A 17,529-nucleotide genomic window follows, 5' to 3' on the forward strand; every position below is an offset into this window, starting at 1 on the left:
CCAAGGCTGAACCCTATGGCTGACAGCTCAGCCCGACCAACAAGCCAGCCGCTGATGCCGCTGGCTTTTTTTATCGCCTGATCAGCGCTGTTTAGCCACAAAAAATGCAGATGCACCGCAAGGCATCTGGCCATGCCCGCACGATTCTGCTAGCGTAGCTTTACGCTTTAATAACAATTGAATTCATTATGCTGAAGAAAACTTTGCTCGCTTTTGCCGTGGCTGCGGCCATCAGTCCGGTTAGCCTGGCGGCCGATGGCTATTTCAGGGCTCCATCGCTGCAACAGGACCAGTTGATCTTTACCTCCGAAGGCGCCATTTGGCAGGCCAATCTGAATGAACTGCGCGGCCAGCGCCTGACCACCCATCCGAGTGAAGAAATTCAGGGCCGCTTGTCGCCCGATGGAAACTGGTTAGCCTTTGTTGCCAGTTACGAGCAGACGCCGGAGGTCTATGTCAAACCCGCCGCGGGTGGGGTGGCCAAACGCGTAACTTTTGAAAACAGCAGGGTGCGGCTGCAGGGCTGGACCGCCGATGGACAGCTGCTGTACAGCACCGATCAGGTGGCGGGGCCGGCCAATTTCTGGTTGCTGAAAACCGTGGATCCGACCAGCTTGCAGACCACCACCTTGCCGGTGGCCGATGCGATTGAAGGGGTGCTGGATCCGGCCGGTGAGTGGTTGTACTTTGTGCAGCATGGTTTGCAGGTGACCGGCGACAACGCCCGCACCTACCGCGGCGGTGCTTTGGGCGAGTTATGGCGCTATCGCTTGGGAGCGGCGGAGGCCGAGCTGCTAAGTGCAGAGCATCAGGGCTCCATTCGCCACCCGATGCTGTGGCAAGATCGGCTGTATTTTGTCAGCGACCAGAGCGGCAATCCGAACATTTGGTCGACCCGGCTGGATGGCAGCGACGCACGTCAGCTGACCGACCACCAAGACTGGCAGGTGCGTCAGGCGTATTTGAATCAGGGCCGCATAGTTTATCAGCTCGGCGCCGACATTCAGTTGCTGGACCTTGCCAGTGGGGAAGATCGGCTGTTGCCGCTTAGCATTCAGTCGGACCGGCCACATCAACGCGAACGCTGGCTCGATCAGCCGCTGAACTACCTGACCAGTGCCCATTACGCCGGTTTTGGCGATCAGGTGGTGTTAACCGCCCGCGGCAAGGTGGCCATTGCCGCCAAGTCGCCGGCCCGGCTGGTGGAAATTGCCACCCCGTCTGACAGCCGGGTGCGGGAAGCCATTTTGAGTCACGACGGCCGCTGGGTGTATGCCATCAGCGATCAGAGTGGTGAGCTGGAGATCTGGCGTTATGCCGCCGATGGCCGTGACGATGCCAAACAACTGACCAGCGATGGCAGTGGCTTTCGCTGGCGCCTGGCGTTATCGCCGGATGGCAACTGGCTGGCTCATGACGACAAGGCTGGCAATCTTTGGCTGTTGAATCTGCAAACCCAGGAAAACCGGCTGGCATACAGCGGTGGAGTCGGTTTAGCGCCATTTGCCGACATCGTCTGGTCGCACGACAGCGAGTTGCTGGCCGTCACCACCATTGCCACCCGGCAAGAGCGCAGTCAGGTGCTGTTGTACTCGCTGGCAGAGCAAAAATACCAGTTGGTGACCAGCGACAAATTTGAATCCTTCTCACCGTCCTTTAGCCCGGACGGGCAATGGTTGTACTTCTTATCAAACCGTCACTTCCGCGCGACGCCTGGCCACCCCTGGGGGGATCGCAACCTGGGGCCGATGTTCGATCGCCGCAGCCAGATTTTTGCGCTCAGTCTGAAAGAAGATGCCGTCTTTCCATTTCAGCCGCCAACCGAGTTACCGGCGGCGGTGATCGAAAGCGTAGAAACGCCACGACGGGGACGGCGCGCAACCGCTCCGGCCCGGGTAGATTGGCAGGGGCTCTCCGAGCGCTTGTGGCAGGTGCCGGTAGAGCCGGGCAATTACCAACAGCTCACGGTTACCGAAAGCCGTCTCTTTGTGCGGGACTGGAGTTACGATGCGGGCAGCAGCCCCAATCTTAACCTGGTTAAAATCACCAATCGCAATCCGAAAATCGAGCAGTACGGCGCCGCCATCGCCGATTATCAGGTATCCAGAGATGGCAAACAGCTGTTTTTACGCAAGCACCAGGGCAATGGCGTCGGCCCAATGTACGTGGTGGACATCGGCGATCGCGAGCCGGCCGATTTATCCGACCAGCTATTAAACAGCCGGCAATGGCAGCTGGCGCTGGAGCCTAAAGACGAGTGGCGGCAAATGTTCCGCGATGCCTGGTTGATGCAGCGCGAGTTCTTCTTCGATACCGCCATGCGCGGTCTGGACTGGCAGGATGCCAAAGCCCGTTATTTACCGCTGGTGAAACGGGTTTCGGATCGGCACGAACTGGACGATGTGCTGGCGCAGATGATGGGTGAGCTGGACGCCTTGCACTCTCAGGTGCGAGGCGGTGAGTACCCGGGGCAAAGGCCAACACCAGCGGCGGCCAGTCTGGGCGCGCGGCTTGAAACCAGCAGCGGTGGCGTGCGGATCGCTCACATTTACCGCACCGATCCAGACCTGCCTGCGCAGTTGGGCCCACTGGCACAGCCTGGGGTCAATGCCCGCAATGGCGATGTGATAACCCACGTCAATGGCCGCCAGGTACGCAATCAGGCCGAGGTGCAGCAGCTGCTGCGCAATCAGGTTGGGCATCAGGTGCTGCTGGATCTGACGCGGGGCCGCGAGCGGTTGCAAGCTGTGGTGGTCCCGGTCAATGCCGGGCGCGATCATCAGCTGCGTTATCTGGACTGGGTGCAACACAACGCGGCCAAAGTGGCCGAGGCTTCTGAACGTCGTTTTGGCTACCTGCATCTTTATGCGATGGGACCGAATGACATCGCCAACTTTGCCCGCGAGTTCTATGCCAACATCGATAAGGAGGGGCTGATTATCGATGTGCGCCGCAACCGTGGTGGCAACATCGACAGCTGGATCATTGAAAAGCTGCTACGCCGGGCCTGGGCTTTCTGGCAACCGACCCAGGGTGGGGCTTACACCAATATGCAGCAGACCTTCCGCGGTCATCTGGTGGTGTTGACCGATCAACTGACGTACTCCGACGGTGAAACCTTTGCCGCAGGGGTAAAAGCGCTGGAGCTTGGGCCTTTGGTGGGCATGCGCACCGCCGGCGCCGGTGTCTGGTTAACCGGGCGCAATCTGCTGACCGATCGCGGTGTTGCCCGGGTGTCCGAAACGCCGCAGTTTGCGATGGACGGGCGTTACATCATTGAAGGCCATGGTGTTGAACCGGACTACACAGTACGCAATATGCCGGTAGCGACCTTCCGCGGCGAGGATGCACAGCTGAATTTTGCCATCGATTACCTGCGTGGCAAGCTGCAGCAAGAGCCGGTACCGGCGCTTAAAGCAGAGCCGCTGCGTCCGGGCCCGGCGGCCGATATCCGCCCTTAACGGCTGAACGCTGTCCACCGGTTTGGTGGGCAGCAAGGCAGTGCTTGGAAGGGGAATGCTGTTTCAGGCTGGAAACTAGCTAGATTGCGCTGTAAGCCTCAGCCGGGCCAGGGTTTTGCGCTGTTGCTTGAGCAACTGAATCAGCTTGGTTGCGGCCTGCTCATCCTCAGCAAAAACGCTGCGCTCGTACAGCTGATTGATCTGCATCAGCAAGGCTGCTTGTTCAGGCGCTTGAGCAGCCAGTTGCACCAAGGCCTGTTGGTAGCTGTCTGCATTGGCTTTGTGCCTGAGGGCAGGGATGGCCAGCAGCAAGCGAGCCGAAAGGCCAGCAGGCTGATGCCGCCGCCAGCGTCGCCACAGCCACAAGGCTGTGCTGGTGACAAGCAGCAATAAGCAAGCGGCCAACAGTGGGTACAGCCAGCGCTGCCAAAAGGCTTTGATGCTCGACCAGAGCGCATCCTGGCGTTGCTGGTTAAAACCCAGCACCCACACCGACCAGTAGTAATCCAGATGCATCAATTGCAACCGCAGCTGCCCCAACAGCGGCAGTTGCCCAAAGAAGCCCTGACCCAATAAAAAGCGGTCCTCATCCGGCAAGGCGCCGTCGAGCCCATCCAGCACCCGCTCTGGTGCAATGGCTGCTGTCGGATCCAGTGGGTGCCAGACGCCATCCACCAGGTACTCCACCCAGGCATGGGCATCGCGTTGCCGCACCAGCAAGTACTGCTGCTCGGGGTACCAGTCACCGCCTAAATAGCCCCCGACCACCCGGGCTGGGATCCCGGCCTGGCGCAGCAATAAGGCGGTGGCGGAAGCATAATGACTGCAAAAGCCGGCCCGACTGCCAAACAAAAAATCATCGACACTGTGCCGTCCTAACGGCGGCGGCCTGAGCGTGTAGTAGAATTCTTGGTGACGAAAATGCTGCAAGATGGCTTCGGCCATCGCATGGGGCGAGGGCGCCTGGGCTGCCAGCGCATCGGCAAACTCCTGACTGCGCGGATTGTGATTTCCGGTCATCGAATTCCAGTGGACTTCCGCGTTATCACTGACAGCAACGGGCTGCAAGCTGCTTTGCAGCTGATAGCTGATGCGCTGACTGATGGGTCGCTGATGCCTCAGCAAGCCGGCTGGCAGTGCCTCGAGCTCTGCACTCCACTGCAGCGGCATGCCAAGGCTGAAAACGCTGCGCTGAAAGCTGGGCTCTGCGATCACTTGATAACTCAGCGTATCGCTCTGGACTTCGGCTGGAGACTGGGCTCTGGCACGGCGGTGAAAATCCGGGTGCACCGACCAACGGCGGCCATCAAAACGTTCAAACACCTTGGCCCGCCAGTAGCGCTCAGACTCCGCCGGCGGCCCTTCATCAAAACGAACCCGAAAGGCTGTGGCATTGCTTTGCACCAGCTGCTCGATGGTGCCAGGCTCAATCTCATTGGCCAGACCGGTGATGGCTTGCTGGGAGTTGGGCAGTTGCCATAAGGGTGCCAAGCGGGGGAAGAGTAAAAACAGCCCCAGCCACAATGGGATTAACAGCAGTAAAAACCGGCTGTCAGCTTTTAGTTGCTGCGTGCTGGGCCAGCGCTCGGCAAACAGCAGGTACTGCAATAGCAAGTTCATCGCCGTGGCGGTAAAAATTAAGGCCGCCATCGTCATCGACTGATGAAACAAGAAGCAACACCCCAGCACAAAGTACTGCACCCAGACCAGCTGCCGGGCTTCACTTTGGCGTGACAGGGCCAGCAAGCGCAGCAGAGCCGACAGCAGCAAGATATGCATCAGGAAATTCATTGCGCCAAGTTGCCTGAGGCTGAGTACAAAGCCCAGCGCTATGGCGGCGGCAATCAGGTTGACAGCGCGCAGGCTCAGCACCGGCAACTTGTCCATCGCTTGCAAAAATGCCAGCAGATTCAGCAGCAAAAACAGCGTCAGACTCCACCACTGCCAGGCTGGTAGCAGCAACAAAATCAGCAGGCATTGCAATGCCGGTGCCAGTAAAAAGAAACGTTGCTGGCTCAGCATAGTGCCAGCCTTTGCAAACATTGCTGCAGGTGAAGTGGGCCCAGTGCGGGTTCGAGTTGTCCTTTTGGCGTGCGCAAGCCATAAGGCTGACCTTTGGACTCCAGCGCCAGCAGCTGATAACAGACTTCGGACAGGCATTGCTCCAGCGCAGCCCCTTGCAGCGGCGGCACCTCCAGCCAACGGGGATCGGCCTGAAAACTCTGCTCGGCCACCCGGACCACCGGATGATCGGGTTGGCGGGCCAGTCGTTTCCAGTGCAGTCGCTTGATGGGATCGCCTGGTTGGTAGTTTTTAAGCTGCTCTGGCAAGGACGAAGCAAGCTGCTGTTGCTGATCTTCGGTTTGTGCCGCACCGTGCGCTGGTTGCTGCGGTGGCAGCGGGGCCGGGTAGACCCAGTAGCTGAGCTCGGCCGGCAAGTAACTCCAGCAGCGTATCAGACCAAGCGGGTAATCGCTGGCAATGGTCAGCACCCCGGTCTGATAGTGACCACGTTTTGGCTCTGTCCAGCGCAGCGCGGCTTGCTGCTGATTGCTAAGCACAGTGCTGCTGTTGTGGCAGCTGAGCTTTAACGCCTGAAAACCATGGCGGCTGCTCAGGCGAAGATTCAGCTGCAGGCTCTGGCCGGCATGGATTGGCTCCGGTGGCTGCAGCTCGATACACAGGCCGGCCAGATTGCGCCAGGCAAACCAGATGCTGAGCACAAAAACACTGAGCAGCAGGTAGCCCAGCAGGAGAATCAGGTTGTTCTGGTAGTTGGTACCTAGCAGGTACAGCAGCACAATCAACAGCACAAACCAAAAGCCATAGCGGGTTGGGAACACCAGCAGGGTGGCGTGATTGAGCTGAAAGCTGGACGCGCTGTTGAATTTCTTTGCCAGCCAGCGCTGCATCAAGCGCTGAACTTGCTGGCGATAGCGTTGAAGCCGTTTCATCGACATCAGGCCTTTAGATCGAGCACGGTGTTTCCCGCAGCAGCAATTGGCTCCAGTGGCAGTTGGCAGCATGGGATTTTGGATCCAGCCGGTGCTCAGCAACCGCCGGGAACACGGTTTGCACATCCTCGGCCCGCACGTAATCACGGCCTTGCAGCAAAGCCCAGGCTTTGGCGGCTTGCAAGATGGCTTTGGCGGCCCTTGGTGACAACGGCAAGGTATCGGGGTGCTCTCTGCTGTGCCCAACCAGATCCAACAGGTAATGGATCAAAGGCTCTGACGCCTTGACGTGAGGTACCTTGTCTTGCAGGGCTTTGAGTTGCTCCAGACTGAGCTGCTGTTGCAGCAGGCTGAGGCGGGACTGGCCGCGATCCTGGTCCAGCAGCTCAAACTCTGCCGCTCTGTCGGGAAAGCCGAGGGACAGGCGCATCAGGAAGCGATCCAGTTGCGACTCAGGCAAGGCTGAGGTACCGGACTGATCCAGTGGGTTCTGCGTGGCAATCACAAAGTAAGGGGATGGCAGTGGCCGGGTATCGCCATCCACCGACACTTGTTGCTCCTCCATCGCTTCTAACAGCGCACTTTGGGTTTTCGGACTGGCGCGGTTGATTTCATCCGCCAGCAACAAATGGGTAAAGACCGGGCCGGGTTGGAAGCTGAACTGATGGGAGCGGCTGTCGTAGATGTTCATTCCCAACAGATCACCTGGCAGCAAATCGCTGGTAAATTGCACCCGTCGGTACGACAAGCTCAGGCTATCGGCCAACGCATGGGCCAGAGTGGTTTTGCCCATGCCTGGCAAGTCTTCCAGCAGCAGGTGGCCTCTGGCCAGCAGGCAGCAGAGTGCCAGTTTGATTTGGGACTCTTTGCCAAGAATAATCCGGTTTAGATGCTGCTCAATTGCCTGAAAGTCTGCAAGCACATCAACTCCTTAGAAAAGTGCTTCTCTTAGCTTAAGATAGCAAGTTCTGCGGCAATAAAAAAGGCGGCCTGAAGCGGCCGCCTGCATTAAAAAGTCAGGGCTGAATTAAAACTGTGCCACAACTTCTGCCGAGCATTGCTCTGTGCCTTCTGCACACAGCTGATACACCACGTGATCGGCTGTGGTGTTGAAGCGATCACGGTAGCGCTCGTCGTTTTCCAGAGTCGCAACTTTGCTGCCATTGCGGTACAGGTCGACCCGACCTTCAGCACCACTCCAGCGCAAATCAACAATGCTGGAACCGGTACGGGCTTGTTGCGCACGTTGGATCCACAAGTCAATGTTGCTGATGGCATCTGATACGGTAACCGTCTGGCTGCTCGAGCCGGTTAACCCCAGGCCATCGGTGACTGTTAAGTTCACCTGGTAGCTGCCTGATGCCGCATAGAGGTGCGACGGGTTTTGCTCAGTGGAGCTGTTGCCGTCACCGAAATCCCAGTCCCAGCTGACGATGATGTCGTCACCTTCGCTGCTTTGGTCGGTGAAATCAACCAACAAACCAGAAGCGCTGAAGCTAAAGCCTGCTTCCGGAGCTTCTGGATCTGGATCCACCACATCGCCATCTGGCAGAGCCGTCAATGTCAGGTTCCAGTGGTTCAGGGTGCCGGTATCCAGCGCCGCGTTATCAGAGACAAACAAGGTCCAGTCGCCTTGCATGCTTTCACCGTTGAAGGTATCCAGCTGCCAGCTCTGGATCAGATCATCGGCGCTGCCACCTGTCCGGTTGTGCAGGGTATGAACGGTGCCTTCCGGCGAGGTTAAGCGAACAATCAAGTCGCCACGCCAGGTGTGGGTAATGTTGACACCAACCTCGGTGCCAAAGACCGCGCCGGCCTGACCGACAGAGATCACGCTTTCAATGCCGCTAGGATCGTTATCCGGAATGGAGATCGGGGTGGTATTCTCGTATGGGAAGTCCACCAGGCCCTGCGGCGTGACGTTCAGGTTTGCTGTGGTTTGACGAACCAGCTCACCCGTTGCTGCATCGGTGGCCGTCACCAGGAATTGATAGCTGCCCCATGCCGTATCGGCCGTGGTATCCACCATCAGAGAGACGGTATCTCCCGGGTAAGCCTGCTCGGAAGAGAGGCTCACGCCAGCCAATGCTGGTGTGGACTCGACAGAGAGCAGAATTTCATCGTTCCAGTCAGCAACAGAGCTAAAGGACAAGGCAAAGCTGGTTTGATCTCCGGCCACGATGTCCTGGTTACGAGGATCCAGGCTCATGCGGAAACCAGGTGCTGGATCAGCCTCTTCCAGCGCACGCGCAACATTTAAGCGCTTGCCAGAAACGGTACGGCCATCCAACGCAGAGATGGCATCACCGGATTGCATCAGGATGTCTTTCATTTCCAGTGCTGAAATGCCTGGATCCAGTGACCAGACCAAAGCCGCTGCACCAGCCACATGAGGAGCGGCCATCGAGGTGCCGTTGAAGGTCGCGTAGCTGGCGCCTGGCACGGTGGACAAAATCGCTGAGCCTGGTGCACCCAGGTCAACACTTTCCAGACCGAAGTTTGAGAAACCTGACAAGTTGTCATTACGGTCGGTTGACGCTACGGACACAATGATGTCTGAGTCGTAGGCTGCCGGATACATCGGGAATTGATCCGCGTTCCGGGCATCGTTGCCTGCAGCAGCAATGAACAGAATGCCAGCGTCGCCACCATCTTCAATGGCCAATTTTAAAGCTTCAGAAAAGCCACCGCCACCCCAGGAGTTGTTGGTTGCTTTGACATCAACACCATGATTGAGCTTCAGATCAGTAAAGTAGCTGATACACTCAATGGCACCGGCCGTAGAGCCGCCACCGGCACCCAGGAACTGACAAGGGATCAGGGTTACATTCCAGCTAACACCCACCACGCCAACACCATTGTCACCGACAGCACCAATGGTACCGGCAACGTGCGTACCGTGGCTGCCGCTGTCCATTGGGTCGCCGCTTGAGTTCAGTGTTGACCAACCAAACTGATGACCAGGATAGCTGCCATCATTTTCCCAACGGTTGGCGATCAGATCAGGGTGGTTGTAATCCATACCGGTATCAATCACACCGATAATGATGTCACGGCTACCAGTGGTGACTTCCCAGGCCTCGAGCGCGCTGATATCGGCACCCGGTGTACCACCGCTTTGGCCGGTGTTGTGCAAGCCCCATAACTCATTAAAACGTGGATCATTTGGACTCAGTGGAGAAGCCAGCGACTGCACCATGTAGTTCGGCTCAGCCAGCTCAATGGCCGGGTGGCGACTTAACTTTTTAATCAGATAATCGCGGTCGACGCCTTGAGGAATTCGGACTTTGGCAATGCGGCCATCGGCAACATGCTTCATTCGAACGTCACGACCTTGGGCGTCCAGTTCCCGTAACGAAACACCAGAGCGGCGCATCACCATTTCACGCTCTGCTTTACCTGTACCAGGTTTAAATACGACGAGAATGGAATCATCAGCTGCTTGTTGTGGCGCAGCCATTACACTTCCAGCAACCAGGGCAGCAGCGACTGCCAGGGTCAATTTTTTGAGTTGTCGCATAAGATGTGTACCTTATTGTCATTATAGTTAAATAATTGCACTTATATTAAGCACCCGTAATCAATAACATAATTCATCTTTAAAAAAACAACTTGAAAATAAATATAGTACTTTATTACTAGTTCATGAGTGGGGGTAGTTGTAAATGGAGTTGCTGTAAATGGTTGTTTTAGCGGCTGAAGATTATCTTCAATTTTTATTTTTTACCGATAAAAATAACTCTTTCATCTTATTGAACTAACCACAGAATCTTATAGTTTAGTTTGGTCTTAAAAATGCAATGGGTGGTTTGCTTTGTTAACATTTAGCCGGATATCTCTTTTATTGGTTGCCATAGCCGCTGGCTTCAGCGCCATTGCTGATGCCAGCGAGTTGCCATTACCGCTGGCATCCTTACTGGAGCGCCAACAACTTGCCAACCATGTTGCGCTTGAGCAGCGCGGTTCTTTCAACGTCATGTTGGTTGAGCAGCTGGGTCAGGCCAATGTGGCTTTGTTGCAGCAGTCGGGCTACATGAATCAGTTGGTGCTTCGCCAGCAAGGGATTGGCAATGAAGCCCGAATCCAACAGCTTGGTGACTTTAATGACATCAATGTGTTGCAACAAGGCGATTTTAACCTTATCCAGGTCCATCAATACGGTGGGTCTGGTTTTAGTATCGAGCAAATAGGGAACCATGCTGAGCTGTCGATAGTGCAGTACTGAATCGGCATCCTGAGTAACTGAAGTGGAAGTAAGTACAATAATAAATCTGGAGTACAACTATGCGTATTAAAAACTCACGTAAACACCTTTTGGGAATGGCGATAGCACTGGCGTTCAGCGGAACAGCATTGGCAGATAATGAAGCCATTGTGTTGCAAACCTCTGCCGCTGGTGCTCTGGAGGGCAATGAAGCCCTGGTTGAGCAAAGCGGTAGTATCAATCTTGCCATTGTTGAGCAGACTGGTGAGTTGAATGACACCCAAGTTCGTCAGGATGGTGTTTGGCATGAAGCTTATGCTTTCAGCACTGGCGATGACAACTGGATTCGTATCGAACAGCAAGACGATTGGCACATTGCTTTTGTTGACTTAGCTGGAAGCGAAAATACCGCTACCGTCACGCAGGACGGTTTCTGGAACGTTGCTGAGATCGCCATCAGTGGTGATATGAACGACGCGGCTGTGTTTCAGGATGGCGATCAAAACCAGGCGACCATTGTGTTAAGTGGCGATGCGAACTTTGTTGAAATGGATCAGCTAGGTGATGCCAACTGGACCAATGCTGGTTTTATTGGCAACGGAAACGAATTGTTCAGCGTGCAGCACGGCAACGATAACGAGTCCGGTATGTTCCAGCTGGTTGGTGATGGCAACATCATGGAAGTTGAGCAATATGGCGATGGCAATGTCGGCGGCGTTGTCGGCGTCAATGGCGATGACAATACTTTCTACATGCAACAATACGGTAATGACAACATCTTCATTGCCTTCGATGTCAGTGGTGCTGGTAATGCGGTCGATGTTTATCAGGATGGCAGTCAAAACCGTTTCATCCTTGAGCCTTTAGCCGGTGAAGACAATGTGGTTTGGGTTGATCAAACCGGTACTGGCAACCTGGTCGACGCTCCTATTGGTATCACAGGTAATGACAACCTGGTGGATGTGATTCAGGATGGTACCGGCAACGTTGCCTTCTTTGCAACCTTCGGCGATGGTCACGACATCGAAATCTACCAGAATGGCAATCAGAATGTTGGTGAGGTTGTGCTGGATGGCGGCATGAACCAAGCCTTTATTAATACTAATGGTGATTTCAACTATGCCGGCGCTGCGGCCTATGGCTACAACAACACCATTGTCATTGAGCAAGACGGTGTGGAAAACTTCGCGCTTGGCAATGTTGAGATGGGTTTTGATAACCTGATTGAAATCACGCAAGAGGGTGTTGAAAACTTTGCTTACGTTGAGTTTATGGGGGCGGATAGCCATTTCTCCATCGATCAAAACGGTGACTTTAACGAAGTGATTGCGACCAGCGACTCGGTGGTGTTCAGTCAGACCTTCAGCGCACAGCAACAGGGCGATTTTAACCTGATTGATGTGTTGTTGGCTGGCAGCGACAACATGATGCTGATTAACCAGCTGGGTGACGGCAACTGGGTAACTGGTGTTAGTGGTCCTTCCTTCGTGCAAAATGGCGATGCTGGTCAGGTTTCCATCAGCCAGATGGGCAATGATAACCTGGTGATGGGTTCACAATCCGGTGCCGGCAACATCATGTCGGTCACTCAGGTAGGTGACTTTAACACCGCCACTGTGATACAACACTAATTATTGACGTTATGAGTGAGGCGGCTTCGGCCGCCTTTTATGCCTTATGAAGATCATTTCAACTCTATTGATGGCATTTTTGCTGTTAGTAAGCACTCCAGCAGCTTCCCGGGATATCACTCTTGGGGGCCTGGTGTTGGATAGAACCATTACCCGTTTTGGCAAAGATTTCGTTTTCTATTATGCAGGCTATTGGCGAGATATCCCGCATACCGAAAATGTCACTGTGGTTATCTATGAACAAGTGTATCCGCAGGCAGGTACTGTGCTCTGGGTGGAAATGAATGATCAACGTATTTATCAGACTTACTTTGGCCGGCGCTACAACGATGTCAAGGAATCGGCGGAGCAAGCGGTTATCACCAGTCTGACCGAGTTGGCACGTATTCAGGCAGATCGCTTGTTGGGCGGTACGACTGATCCCTTTATGTAAGGAATGACCATGAAGTATAAGTTGTTATTCTTAACTCTGGCTATGGGGTCTGCCCATAGCACGGAGTTGGTGTATACCCCGATTAACCCAAGCTTTGGTGGCAATCCACTGAATGGCTCTTTTTTATTGCAAAAAGCCCAAATTCATCAACCGTCCCGGGCGGAAAAGAATTTTGTTGACCGGTTCCGTGAAGCCCTGGAGCGCAATATTATCAACACCTTAACCCGTCGTATTGCAGATGGCGATCTGGTGGATGGTATTTACGATACCGGTGAGTTTTTAGTCAATGTGACCACCGGCGCCGATGGCAGCATTCAGGTAGAAATAACCAATCAAATTACCGGTGAAGTTACTATTTTAACCATTCCAAGCATAGGTGGCAGGCCATGAAGCAGTGGATGATGGCGATGAGCCTGGTTTTAGTTGTAGGCTGCTCCGCAGCGCCTAAGCCCCGTTTTCATTTAACTCCGGCGACGGTTGATCAACCAAGTGCCATGATGCAGCAGCTGTGGGAGAAACCCAGGCCGCAACACCCAATTCCGGTTTCCATTTACGCGTTTCGTGATCAAACCGGTCAATACAAGCCTCAGGCCAATGTTTCCAGTTTCTCAACGGCTGTCACGCAGGGCGGAACCTCGATGATGACGCAAATTATGCTGGATACAGGCTGGTTTGCTCCGTTGGAGCGGGAAGGGCTGCAAAACTTGCTGACGGAGCGGAAAATCCATGGTTCGAGCCGCTCTGGCCAGGAGTTGCCTCCTTTGCGTGAAGCCCGCTTGTTGTTTGAAGGCGGTATTATCAGCTATGAAACCAACCTGACCACCGGCGGCTTCGGTGTCGAGTACTTTGGGATTGGTGCCTCTGAGCTGTTTCGTGAAGATCAGGTTACGGTGTATTTAAGAGCCATTGATGTGCATACAGGTCAGGTACTGCTGTCAGTTTCGGCAACCAAAAAAGTGTTTTCGCATGAAATGCGGGCCGGCTTGTTTCGTTACGTAGCCGTGAATCGTTTGGCTGAGATGGAAACCGGCTTCTCCACCAATGAGCCGGTACAGTTTTCCGTGCGCCAGGCGATGGAGACTGCTGTGGTCGATCTGATTGAAAAGGGCGTAGAGCGCGGCTTTTGGCGCCCCGGCGCTGCAGCCAACTCAGCTACAGCGGTCTAGTGGTTAAGCCGGATGTGAAGTGGGGGATTGCTGGATCCAACGCAGCAATTCCACTCTGTTTCGTGATTTGGTTTTTCGAAAAATAGAGGACAAATGTGCCTTAACCGTGTGGGCGCTGATATTGAGTGCCGAGGCAATTTCTTTATTGCGCGCCCCATCGGCGACCAGCTGAATGATCCGTTTTTCCTGCCGCGTTAACAGTTGAATGGCAGTGAGCGCCTCCGAGTCAAAGCCTTGCTGGAATCTCTGTTGTAAAAACTCATCCACCAAACTGGACATCAAGGTGCGGGGGTAGTACAGCTCACCCGCCATCACGGTTTTCAATGCGTTGAGCACCCGATCCAGCTGCTCATCCCGATAAACAACCCCCCGTAAGCCAATATTGAGTGCAAAACTGGCGTCGACCAAGCTTCGCTCTGCCTGATAGATCATGACAGGTCCTTTGGCCATGTACTGCATCAGCTCGTCAGGAACACCACGCTTTCCCAATTGGCGTCCGATATAAGGAAAGGCCACCAGGCAATTAGGCCGAACACTTCTGGGATCAAAGTCTGTGCGACTCAGTTGTTCCACTTTAATGTGGACTGATTCTGCTAATAAAGCGAGGTTTGAGGGTTGTTCACGCTCAGTAAGCACAATGAGGCGACTAAATGCATCCATCCATCTAATCCAAAACTACTATTTAACCTTCTTCATACTGCACTTATGTATTAGTTTTTGCAAGCTGTTGTTGCGATTATTTTGCCACTTTGCAGCCAGAGCTGGTGTTTAATAGCGCACATCGCATGGTACTATAACCTATCTCAGTTGTTGTCTGGTGCTCTGTTGTGAAACTACTCTTTGTCTGTTTAGGAAATATCTGCCGTTCCCCAACGGCGCATGCAGTCTTTCGAACAAAAGCCATGCAAGCGGGACTCTCTGTCGAAGTTGAATCGGCCGGTACCAGTGCTTATCATCAGGGGGCCTTACCCGATAAACGCTCTGTTGCAGCTGCAGAAGCGCGGGGGTACCACTTTAAAGGCATTCATGCCCGTGCGGTCAAAACCGATGATTTTCGCTATTACGATCGCATTTATGCGATGGATCAACAGAACTTGTTGGATTTGCAGCAGTGCTGCCCGGCTGAGCATCAGCATAAGCTGGCATTATTTTTATGCTGCCACCCTGAGTTTGATAAACAAAGTGAAGTGCCGGATCCTTATTATGGTGGGCTGCGGGGCTTTGAGTTGGTGCTTGATTTGATTGAGCAGGGCTCCACTGCACTGATCGAGCACTTAGTCACTGAGATAAACTCTGTTTCGTAATTTAATTACTTCAAGTAAGCCATTTTGCTGGATTACTACTTTATTTAGCCGTAAAGATTGCTTTTATCCCGTAATAAACTTACCTTGTAGCCAGGAACCAAGCCTGTATTGATGAGGATAATGACGTGAAAGAGTGGACGCCGCAGAGCTGGAGATCCTTTCCAATCCAGCAGCAGCCCAGCTACCAGGATCAAGCCCTGGTCAGCCAGATTGAACAACAATTGCAAAAGTACCCACCGTTGGTGTTTGCCCAGGAAACCCGGGATCTCTTTAGTCAGTTGGCACAGGTCGCCAACGGCGAAGCATTTTTGTTGCAGGGTGGCGATTGTGCGGAGAGTTTTGCCGACTTTCATGCACCTAAAATACGCGATACCTTTAAGGTCTTGCTGCAAATGGCGGTGGTGTTGACCTTTGCTGGTCGCAGCCCGGTGGTTAAAGTAGCCCGGATGGCAGGTCAGTATGCCAAGCCGCGCTCGAGCGATCTAGAAACCATCGATGGGGTCAGCTTACCCAGCTACCGGGGGGATATCATCAACTCCTCGGAGTTTACCAAGGAAGCGCGTGAGCCTGATCCCAATCGCTTGGTGACCGCTTACCACCACTCTGCGGCTTCGCTGAACCTGTTACGAGCATTTGCCCAGGGCGGCCTGGCCGATTTGCATCAGGTCAACCGCTGGAATATGAGCTTTGTTGAGAGCAACCCTTTAAAAGAGCGCTATCAGGACATTTCGCAGCGGATCCAGGAAGCACTGCGTTTTATGGAGGTGTGCGGCATTACCTCGCAAACGGCACCTTCCATCCGTGAAACCCAGCTTTACACCTCGCATGAAGCCTTGCTGCTCAATTACGAGGAAGCCTTGACCCGGCGCGACTCGTTAACCGGTGATTGGTACGATTGCTCAGCCCATATGGTGTGGATTGGGGAGCGTACCCGACAGTTGGACCATGCGCACATCGAGTTTTTCCGCGGTATCCACAATCCGGTAGGCGTTAAAATTGGTCCTGGCATGGATGCTGATGAACTGATTCGTCTGATTGATGCCCTGAACCCGGACAACAAAGCCGGTCGTTTGACCCTGATTACCCGCATGGGTGCCGACAAGCTGGCCGATAAGTTGCCAGAGCTGGTTCGCCGGGTGCAGCGTGAAGGGCGGAAGGTGGTCTGGAGCTCGGATCCGATGCATGGCAATACGGTTAAAGCCAGCAACAATTACAAAACCCGTGACTTTGAAGCCATTTTGCGCGAAATCCGGCAGTTCTTTGCCGTGCATCAGGCCGAAGGCAGTCATGCCGGTGGTATCCATCTGGAAATGACCGGTGAGCACGTGACGGAGTGTACCGGTGGAGCTTACGGCTTAAGTGAGCAGGATCTAGCCCAGCGTTACTTTACTCAGTGCGATCCGCGGCTAAATTCAGATCAGGTGTTGGAGCTGGCATTTTTGATTGCTGACAGTCTGCGTACCGGTTCGGTGTAAAGGCGAACTCATTTAAAACAAAAGCGCTGGCAATCCAGCGCTTTTTTGCTTTTGAAGTGTTCAATGACGTTGCCGCTTCAAGCCGGTCATAGCCATAATCTTGGCGGCCATTTCTTCGATGGACAACTGCGACGAATTTAAAAACGGGATCTGCTCCCGCCGATACAGTTGCTCCACTTCGTTCAACTCCAACCGGCACTGCGCCAAAGACGCATAGCGGCTGTTGGCACGGCGCTGCTGGCGGATATCGCTTAAGCGCTCAGCACTGATGGTTAAGCCAAACAATTTGTTTTTATTGCGCTTTAGCACCTCTGGCAACCGCAATCTATCCATGTCTTCATCGACAAAGGGGTAGTTGGCGGCTTTGATGCCATACTGCAGGGCCAGATAGAGGCTGGTCGGTGTTTTGCCGGAACGACTGACGCCAATCAAAATGATATCGGCCTTGTCAAAATCCTTCATGTTGGCACCATCGTCGTTGGCCAGCGCATAGTTGACCGCATCAATGCGGTAGTCGTAGGTTTTCTCATGCATGCTGTGGGTGCGGTGTGTTTTCGGCACCGGTCCCATGGCCAGCTCTTTTTGCACCGAAGGGACAAAGGTGTCGAGAAAGTCGTAACAGACCCCTTCGCTGCTTCGAATCACATCGCGCAACGCTTCATCGACAAAGGTTTGAAAGACCAGTGGGCGCTCACCTGAGGCGTCAAAACGGTCGTTGATCACCCGTTTCATTTGCTCCGCTTGCGCCAGGGTCTCGATGAAGGGAATGGTGACATGCTCAAACTCTGCTGGGAACAGCGACAGCAGCGCATGGCCAAACACTTCGGAGGTGATGGCGGTGCCATCGGAGATATAAAATGCAGTCCGCACAGGGATTCCTTGCGTTAATTGTCAAAAATGA

The 17,529-nt window shown here is 54.1% G+C and carries 14 protein-coding genes; 8 read left to right on the forward strand and 6 right to left on the reverse strand.

The genetic code is table 11. From position 1 onward, the window contains the following. Nucleotides 1-188: 188 nt before the first annotated feature. Nucleotides 189-3,461 carry a S41 family peptidase gene (locus Q3O59_RS06385; RefSeq protein WP_305944779.1) on the forward strand — a complete coding sequence of 1,091 codons (3,273 nt, stop codon included), beginning with the start codon at nucleotides 189-191 and terminating at the stop codon, nucleotides 3,459-3,461. A 75-nt stretch (nucleotides 3,462-3,536) separates the two neighbouring features. Here Q3O59_RS06385 and Q3O59_RS06390 read toward each other — a convergent pair whose 3' ends face one another. The 4 genes from Q3O59_RS06390 to Q3O59_RS06405 form a co-directional block, all read right to left on the reverse strand. Next, nucleotides 3,537-5,483 carry a transglutaminase TgpA family protein gene (locus Q3O59_RS06390; RefSeq protein ID WP_305944780.1) on the reverse strand — a complete coding sequence of 649 codons (1,947 nt, stop codon included), beginning with the start codon at nucleotides 5,481-5,483 and terminating at the stop codon, nucleotides 3,537-3,539. Then, nucleotides 5,477-6,415, reverse strand: coding sequence for a DUF58 domain-containing protein (locus Q3O59_RS06395; protein ID WP_305944781.1), 939 nt, complete (start codon nucleotides 6,413-6,415; stop codon nucleotides 5,477-5,479). Before Q3O59_RS06395 ends, Q3O59_RS06390 begins: the two co-directional genes overlap by 7 nt. A gap of 13 nt (nucleotides 6,416-6,428) precedes the next feature. Then, nucleotides 6,429-7,337 carry an AAA family ATPase gene (locus tag Q3O59_RS06400; RefSeq protein ID WP_305944782.1) on the reverse strand — a complete coding sequence of 303 codons (909 nt, stop codon included), beginning with the start codon at nucleotides 7,335-7,337 and terminating at the stop codon, nucleotides 6,429-6,431. A 105-nt stretch (nucleotides 7,338-7,442) separates the two neighbouring features. Continuing rightward, on the reverse strand, nucleotides 7,443-9,935 hold the full coding sequence (locus Q3O59_RS06405; RefSeq protein WP_305944783.1) for a S8 family serine peptidase: 2,493 nt from the start codon (nucleotides 9,933-9,935) through the stop codon (nucleotides 7,443-7,445). A 294-nt stretch (nucleotides 9,936-10,229) separates the two neighbouring features. Here Q3O59_RS06405 and Q3O59_RS06410 point away from each other — a divergent pair, with 294 nt between their 5' ends. The 5 genes from Q3O59_RS06410 to Q3O59_RS06430 all read left to right on the forward strand — a co-directional run bounded on the left by Q3O59_RS06410 (nucleotide 10,230) and on the right by Q3O59_RS06430 (nucleotide 13,849). Next, nucleotides 10,230-10,640 carry a curlin subunit CsgB gene (locus Q3O59_RS06410; RefSeq protein ID WP_305944784.1) on the forward strand — a complete coding sequence of 137 codons (411 nt, stop codon included), beginning with the start codon at nucleotides 10,230-10,232 and terminating at the stop codon, nucleotides 10,638-10,640. 59 nt (nucleotides 10,641-10,699) lie between these two features. After that, nucleotides 10,700-12,250, forward strand: coding sequence for a hypothetical protein (locus Q3O59_RS06415; RefSeq protein WP_305944785.1), 1,551 nt, complete (start codon nucleotides 10,700-10,702; stop codon nucleotides 12,248-12,250). A gap of 70 nt (nucleotides 12,251-12,320) precedes the next feature. Then, the gene (locus Q3O59_RS06420) at nucleotides 12,321-12,683 is read left to right on the forward strand and encodes a curli production assembly/transport protein CsgE (protein WP_369812368.1); all 363 of its coding nucleotides are present in this window, start codon (nucleotides 12,321-12,323) and stop codon (nucleotides 12,681-12,683) included. A gap of 3 nt (nucleotides 12,684-12,686) precedes the next feature. After that, nucleotides 12,687-13,073 (forward strand): curli assembly protein CsgF, encoded by a 387-nt coding sequence (locus tag Q3O59_RS06425; protein ID WP_228589592.1) that lies wholly within the window; start codon nucleotides 12,687-12,689, stop codon nucleotides 13,071-13,073. Then, entirely contained in the window at nucleotides 13,070-13,849 is a 780-nt protein-coding gene (locus Q3O59_RS06430) for a CsgG/HfaB family protein (protein WP_228589591.1), read from the forward strand. The genes Q3O59_RS06425 and Q3O59_RS06430 overlap by 4 nt, the downstream gene beginning before the upstream one ends. A 3-nt stretch (nucleotides 13,850-13,852) precedes the next feature. On the opposite strand, the gene Q3O59_RS06435 is transcribed toward Q3O59_RS06430, so the two are convergent. Further along, complete coding sequence (locus Q3O59_RS06435; protein WP_305944787.1) at nucleotides 13,853-14,509, reverse strand: response regulator transcription factor; 657 nt, start codon at nucleotides 14,507-14,509, stop codon at nucleotides 13,853-13,855. A gap of 167 nt (nucleotides 14,510-14,676) precedes the next feature. Between Q3O59_RS06435 and Q3O59_RS06440 the strand changes: the two genes are divergently transcribed. Both Q3O59_RS06440 and Q3O59_RS06445 read left to right on the forward strand, forming a co-directional pair. Then, the gene (locus tag Q3O59_RS06440) at nucleotides 14,677-15,153 is read left to right on the forward strand and encodes a low molecular weight protein-tyrosine-phosphatase (RefSeq protein ID WP_305944788.1); all 477 of its coding nucleotides are present in this window, start codon (nucleotides 14,677-14,679) and stop codon (nucleotides 15,151-15,153) included. 125 nt (nucleotides 15,154-15,278) lie between these two features. Beyond that, entirely contained in the window at nucleotides 15,279-16,628 is a 1,350-nt protein-coding gene (locus tag Q3O59_RS06445; protein WP_305944789.1) for a class II 3-deoxy-7-phosphoheptulonate synthase, read from the forward strand. Nucleotides 16,629-16,688: 60 nt separating this feature from the next. On the opposite strand, the gene ppsR is transcribed toward Q3O59_RS06445, so the two are convergent. Then, a complete protein-coding gene (gene ppsR / locus Q3O59_RS06450) occupies nucleotides 16,689-17,498 on the reverse strand; it encodes a posphoenolpyruvate synthetase regulatory kinase/phosphorylase PpsR (RefSeq protein ID WP_305944790.1) in 810 nt (269 codons plus the stop codon). Between the last annotated feature and the right edge of the window lie 31 nt (nucleotides 17,499-17,529).

Origin of the sequence: Alkalimonas delamerensis (assembly GCF_030717955.1) — a bacterium.
Taxonomy (GTDB): Bacteria; Pseudomonadota; Gammaproteobacteria; order Enterobacterales; family Alteromonadaceae; genus Alkalimonas; species Alkalimonas delamerensis.